Source organism: Vibrio sp. 2134-1 (assembly GCF_033339495.1).
Window position 1 is genome coordinate 1 of record NZ_JAWOUS010000053.1, and the last position, 6,020, is coordinate 6,020.

At 42.0% G+C, this 6,020-nt stretch carries 7 protein-coding genes; 1 reads left to right on the plus strand and 6 read right to left on the minus strand.

The features are described 5' to 3' along the window. Positions 1–346: 346 nt before the first annotated feature. The 3 genes from R7R78_RS23550 to R7R78_RS23560 form a co-directional block, all read right to left on the minus strand. Complete coding sequence (locus R7R78_RS23550; protein WP_000884724.1) at positions 347–739, minus strand: hypothetical protein; 393 nt, start codon at positions 737–739, stop codon at positions 347–349. 155 nt (positions 740–894) lie between these two features. Then, positions 895–1,368, minus strand: coding sequence for a trimethoprim-resistant dihydrofolate reductase DfrA31 (gene dfrA31 / locus R7R78_RS23555; protein ID WP_000703246.1), 474 nt, complete (start codon positions 1,366–1,368; stop codon positions 895–897). Between the two features lie 162 nt (positions 1,369–1,530). Beyond that, on the minus strand, positions 1,531–2,187 hold the full coding sequence (locus R7R78_RS23560) for a quinolone resistance pentapeptide repeat protein QnrVC5 (protein WP_000361705.1): 657 nt from the start codon (positions 2,185–2,187) through the stop codon (positions 1,531–1,533). Between the two features lie 634 nt (positions 2,188–2,821). Here R7R78_RS23560 and R7R78_RS23565 point away from each other — a divergent pair. After that, positions 2,822–3,712, plus strand: coding sequence for a replication initiation protein (locus tag R7R78_RS23565; RefSeq protein ID WP_012615284.1), 891 nt, complete (start codon positions 2,822–2,824; stop codon positions 3,710–3,712). A gap of 57 nt (positions 3,713–3,769) precedes the next feature. Here R7R78_RS23565 and R7R78_RS23570 read toward each other — a convergent pair whose 3' ends face one another. Genes R7R78_RS23570 through R7R78_RS23580 form a run of 3 tightly spaced genes read right to left on the minus strand, consistent with a single transcriptional unit; the run spans position 3,770 to position 5,638 of the window. Then, a complete protein-coding gene (locus R7R78_RS23570; protein ID WP_102137293.1) occupies positions 3,770–4,420 on the minus strand; it encodes a hypothetical protein in 651 nt (216 codons plus the stop codon). Next, a complete protein-coding gene (locus tag R7R78_RS23575) occupies positions 4,417–5,325 on the minus strand; it encodes a tyrosine-type recombinase/integrase (RefSeq protein WP_102137292.1) in 909 nt (302 codons plus the stop codon). Before R7R78_RS23575 ends, R7R78_RS23570 begins: the two co-directional genes overlap by 4 nt. After that, positions 5,318–5,638, minus strand: coding sequence for a hypothetical protein (locus R7R78_RS23580; RefSeq protein ID WP_102137291.1), 321 nt, complete (start codon positions 5,636–5,638; stop codon positions 5,318–5,320). The genes R7R78_RS23575 and R7R78_RS23580 overlap by 8 nt, the downstream gene beginning before the upstream one ends. Positions 5,639–6,020 lie beyond the last annotated feature (382 nt).

Here is a 6,020-nt window from a genome sequence, read left to right on the forward strand (position 1 = left end):
GGCGTTTTTTGTTTCAAACGAACAGCGCCATCTTTGCCCTGTAAATCGCCTGAAAAGCGTCACAAACTTTCAGACCGATTTCTGGGTCAGTAGGGCATAGTAAGTGCTTAAAAACGTGCCTAGAGCCTCTGATGGCGTTCTAAGGGCTGTTTTTGATAGCTAACTCGCCCGTTTAACATAATAGGAATAATAGACACCGATTTTGAGTGTGGCTCAGGCATAAATTTGGATTCTGATTAATGTATACATCTTCAAGTGGTTCTATGAAATTGGTATACATTAATCAATAGGGGGAGGTGATTTTCGTTACAGAGTCACGCGTTGCGAATCACTCTTAAATGCTTTGTTAGAGCACTTTGCTCTGTGTCACCAAGTCAAAAGCTTCGTTAACTTTTTTCCCAAGCGAAATCTGTTTGATTCCTGCAGGAACATGTAAGAACAGTGGAAAAATAGCCCAAAAAAAGAATAGCCCAATAACAACAAACAACCATCCACCTACTACTTGGGCATCATACTTACCAAATACTCCCTTTGTGTGGTTATTGTAAGCATAGGCAATAAACTTACCTGTTTTTGAGTCCCGCTCGCCGACAACAGTAACTTCATCATTACGATTAATAACCCAAGCATCAGATACTTGAAGTTCGATTACACAATTATTTTCACTTAATTCAAACTGTACCTTGGTTTTAGTGACCGCTTTGAAATTAATAACCTTACCAACTAATTTATCTAACATTATTTTGTTAACTCTATGTTACTTTACTAGGAGTGCTCTAACGCCCTGTTAAGGGGTGAGCAACGCAATACCGAAGCTTCCGCATACCGCCTTAACCACTAAAACCAACGCATAGTAAAAATGCCACGCGTTGTGAATCCCTCTTAAACAGTTTGTTAGCCCTTTGCCCAAATTTGGTACGTGTAATCAATATTTGAACTGAAACTTTGCTCAAATGTTTGTTTGAAACTCTGTGGAACTGAAGGGAAAAACACGTCGCCAGAGATGTGCTTATGAATCACTGAAAGATGGATAACATCTGCTTGTTCGATTAATGCTTTGTAAATTTCACCACCACCAGAAACAAAGACATGTGTTGTCGTATTGTCTAAGTAAGATAATGCCGATTCAATGCTGGTGAAATAAATAACATCTGGATCATTCGAGACCATTTCTGAGCGAGTAACCACAGCATATTTCCTATTGGGAAGTTTACCCATTGAGTCGAAAGTTTTACGACCGACTAAAAGCCAATGATTGTAAGTCATAGCTTTGAACAGGAGCTGCTCACCTTGTACATGCCAAGGTATATCCAATCCAGAGCCAATTACTCCATTCTCAGAAACTGCTGCCATAATGGATATTTTCATTTTTCCTCCTGAGGGCTAACGCCCGCCTAAGGGGCTGGCAACGCATAACAACTAAACTCAAACACAACACCTGCAACCACAGCGGCTCATTGGGCCTGGAAACGCCACGCGTTGCCAGTCCCTCTTGAGGCGTTTGTTATGTGTGTGTTCAAACCATCAAATTTAGTCAGGAACTACTATTAAACCTAATTGCTCTAAAAGTTGTTCTTGCTGCCACGAACAGATTTTTACACCTGTAAGGTCAACTTTCCGAGGGTCTAAACCATACAACTCCGAGTGGCTCAAATCACAACCTTGCAACCTACACTGGCTCCAACACCCTTCAGAAAATACTCCCCGACTTAAATCAGACTCTTTAAATGATGCACCACTCAGATTTGCGCCAATCCATCTATTCTCAAACAAATCACACTTTTCGATACACTGCCTTTCAAAGTTGGCGTATGAAAGATTACAACCTGTTATATAAGCTGAACAAAAATACATTCTGTTCGATACCTGATTCATGAAGCTAGCTTGAGAAAAATTGGCACCCTTTAAATCGCATTCTCTGAACTCGATACCAAAACAATTTGCACCTTTGAAATACGACATTGAAAGACTGCAGTTTTTAAAAGATGCATCTCTAAGATCCGAGTAAGAAAAATCACACCCCTCTAATTCACCTCGTTCAATGAAAGAACAATCTACAAATTGTGTATCGCGGAGGTTCGCTCGTTTAAAGGAACAGCAGAAAAATTTGCAATTTTTAAAATACTGACCACTCATGTCTTGATGTGAAAAGTCTGCTTGTACATATAACTGGTCTGTTTTATCCATTTTCTAGCCCTCTTTCTATTTGAGTCGAAGACTAACATTTACCAACCAGTTCTCAAGAAAAATAAACACCTTAAAAACAGCAACTTACAACCACTTAAAATCGCAAAAATAAGGCGCCAAATTGACGCTCTAAGGCACCGTTTTTTAATTCACCCATGCCGCATGGCTAGAAAAAAGTTTTGATTAATCATGGCGCTTGCAAGAAAAACACATAACGCTTTCTATACGGCGAAAAGCCGTATTTCTACTCAGATCTAAGCTCATTTAATCTTTCATGGTCAACATAAATTCAAAGACTTAAAGATAAATTCGGCATGTTAGGTGGTAACATGTCGCTTAATGTGAAGAGTGGGATTTAACGTAATGTCACTTTGTGCGAAGTGCAGTGTTTCGGTAGAACAATGATTCTCGAAAGGTCGCTATAGCGGCCTTTTTTGTGCCTGAAAGCAAGAAAAGCGAAGGGAAATTGCGAAGGGAGGTATTGAGGAGTAAGATTAACTCTAGATAAAACAAAGCCCCGAAACTCATTCAAACTTGGCGGAATGGAGAGTTATCAGGGCTAAAGCTTAAGGTAATTTTAACACATGGAAAGACAAAGACAATCCACACGTAACCGCCATAAGTGCAGTTATGTGTGAAAGCTAAACAATCAAACGCATTTCAACTCGATCTAATCGAGACGCTTCCTCATAAGCCGTATTGCACCGATGAACTCGGTGTCACTTACATACGCCCAAAAAGTACAGCGATTAAGAAAAAATATCTGCAAGTGAACCAACCGAAGTTGGTCACTTACCTTGTCTTTGATATTGATCGACAAGGCGGTGTGTTGGCTTGGTACGACAACGATCTTCCCACACCATATTGGACTTCAAAGAACCCAGAGAACGCACACGCACACATTGCGTATCGCTTGAAAGTTCCATTCTGTACGTCTGATATCGCGCATAGTGAACCTATTCGCTACGCAGCTGCGATTGAATCCGCGATGATTGAGCGTCTGAAAGCGGATCGTGGATTCGCAGGACTACTGACGAAAAATCCACTGCACCCACATTGGCAAAATGAGTTTTGGACAGAGTACGAGTACACACTCGATGAACTGGCGGAATACCTCGATCTGAAAGGCCACCCGTTACGTGGTAGCGAAACGTCTGGTCTTGGCCGTAACTGTGAGTTGTTCGATAACACTCGTCAGTGGGCATATAGAGCGATTCGGGAATACTGGGCGCCTAACTACAAAAGAAAGTGGAATGCAGCCGTCTACGACAAAGTAGAAAGTACGAATAGCCAGTTCAATGTTCCTTTGCCCGTGTCAGAAGTGAAAGCGATAGCGAAGTCGATCGCTAACTGGACGTATCGAGAATTCACGCCAGAAAAGAAAAGCCAATGGCACGCTAAGAAAGGTGCTAAGGGTGGAAAAGTTTCAAAAGGTGGAGGTAGACCTAGCCTTAACGAACCTTGGGTTGAGCTTGGTATCAGTCGAAGAACTTACTTCCGTTGGAAGTCGACTGGCAAATTGTAATGTGTGGCACTAAACAAGCTATATCAGATAACAGCCCTTTTTAGGGTTGTTATCTGATTAATGGCCTCTATGTTTCTTTGCTAATCTTGCTAGAGCGGTATACGTGATTTTTGTTCCATCCGTGAACTTCCAGTCTATTTCATCTAAGAACTCTGCCATTATTTTCTTCTCTGCGCTCAGTCGATCTCTTTGACCTAACTTACTCTGTGTCTGTTGGTTTTGTCGACGGTGTGCGTGATTGACTATTCTTATTTGCTTTTGTAACGCCACTTCCTTGTTCTCTGTTTGCTGCTTGATAGCGTAGATCTCGTTTTCTTTCTTGTTGAGTCGTTTCGCTTCTTTGGCGTGTTTGTTTACGATATCCTTCTCAACTTGACCTTGGTATTCTCGTTTTATGTTTTCGATCTCTTTCGTTTTTTTAGCTAATTCTTTCTTAGCTTTGAGTAACGACTCATCTGCGAATGTGCGAATGCCGTTGTAAATTAAACCTAAAATGAACGCTGTCATGAGGCTAAACAAGAATATGTAAACCCATGATTGCCATTGGTACCAGAGCGTTTTTGCGCCTTGTGCTAGTAAAATAGGACCATTTGAGTTGGATAAGTCTACTAACCAAATCGTGCTATCGGGAGTTAGAAAATCAAGAAATGGTGCTGCAAAAAGCAATACCAATCCCACAACAATTACCGTCAAAAATCCCCAAATCATCGTAGGTATACCTCTGTAATATCGGGGCGGAAATGCCCTAGCTCTTGAGAAATAATCGTCATGACATCGATACGCTCAAAGTGGTTAGCCAGTTGTTCGTAGCGGTTTTGTGCGTAGCTATGGCGTAAGCCGTGTGCTCCGTTGGAGTACCCAAGAGCGCGAGAACTCGCTTTGCTGAACGCATCAGAAAACTTGTGTCCTCCTGCTATGTTGTAATGCGATTCGTAATTCACGCCCCTGTCAGAGAGTTGCTGTGGTGTATCGAGTCTGCGTTCTTCTAACTTTTCTGCCAAATGGTTGGGGATTTGAACTTCACGAATGAGACCGCCTTTCCCTTGAACCGTGTAGGTTTTTGAGTCATTGGGGAGTTGGGAAAATTTATCTTGGTGTACGTCCCGTGGACTCGGATTTACTTCGCCAGAAGGTCGTAGTGTGTACAGTTCGTGAGCGCGTAGACCCGCTTCATGACAAAGTTGTGTTGAGAGTGCATGTTGCTCGGTTTGGTGCTGAATGATCGCATTGACCTGTTCTGGCGTGTAAGAACGAGAGTTTTCAATAGTTTCTTTTTTAGATGTAGGAAGCTCTTTGGGTGGGTATAGTGTTTGATTGGGTTCTAACTTATGTGTGACATGCTGCATCATTGTTTGTATTGCCTGACGATCCATGTCGATTGTGCTTTGTTTACATTCGTGAGCGCGTAACTCTATGTAGTTTTTTGCTTGTTCTGGGGTTAGTTCTCTTAGAGAGCCAAGCTTGAACTCTTTCAGATAATCGCAACAGGTTTTCAATGCTTGTTCGTAGTTCCTCGCCGTTCCCACCGATTCTATGGCATTACCTTTCCCCTGCATTTCTTTCATGACAGAAGCGGCTTGTTTTTCTGATTTTGCGAAGTGCCCTTTAGCCATTGCGTGTTACTCCGATGGAATGGATATATCGGAGGATGGTACTGCGAGCTGCATATTGCTTGTGTTCAGTTTGGAGGTGCAGAGCAATCAGTTCTAAAGATGCGCCATGCTTGTACATTTTGGCGATTTCAGAACGGAACGGTTCAAGTTTAGAGGTGCGTTTCTTATAGTTTTTGCCTTTGCGTAAAGCACGGGTCTTTTTTGCAGCTTCGGTCGCTGCTACTGGATCAAAGCTCATAAAAATCTCGATGTGGGCGTAAGAACTAGCTAAATATTTTCGTAAAAATATCCAGACGGCATTGCCGTTCGCCAATTTTGCTTTTTTTCGTATAGCAAGGCCGACTGTTCACACCTTTTCACGTTCACTTTCCGCCAGTGAAGTGCGTACTGATTTTTGTGTTTCGCTGCTTTGAGAAGCACCGTTGGTATCAGTAATTAAAACCAACGTGTACGGTGTTAACTAGGCCGTACTCCCCTGAGGCAAAATCATTTTTTAGTTCTCTGACTAAGCGCGGATTTGATTTTCGCAGACCAAACCAAGGAGGTTGTAGAGTTCAGGTTCCTGCATAAGCAGCAGTGGGCTATGGAAATTCCATTGTGACATTTTCACGTTTTATCTGCAATGTTGTTTTGTTGCAGGCTTTTTGTTGCGTGAAATTATATAAAAGCTTATTAAAGCTCGCGCTATGTGGAAT

Excerpts from the sequence above, each read along its gene's own strand:
- R7R78_RS23550 (WP_000884724.1), bottom strand. The coding sequence starts at position 739 with ATGTTAGATAAATTAGTTGGTAAGGTTATTAATTTCAAAGCGGTCACT.
- R7R78_RS23560 (WP_000361705.1), bottom strand. The coding sequence starts at position 2,187 with ATGGATAAAACAGACCAGTTATATGTACAAGCAGACTTTTCACATCAA.
- R7R78_RS23575 (WP_102137292.1), bottom strand. The coding sequence starts at position 5,325 with ATGGCTAAAGGGCACTTCGCAAAATCAGAAAAACAAGCCGCTTCTGTC.
- dfrA31 (WP_000703246.1), bottom strand. The coding sequence starts at position 1,368 with ATGAAAATATCCATTATGGCAGCAGTTTCTGAGAATGGAGTAATTGGC.
- R7R78_RS23570 (WP_102137293.1), bottom strand. The coding sequence starts at position 4,420 with ATGATTTGGGGATTTTTGACGGTAATTGTTGTGGGATTGGTATTGCTT.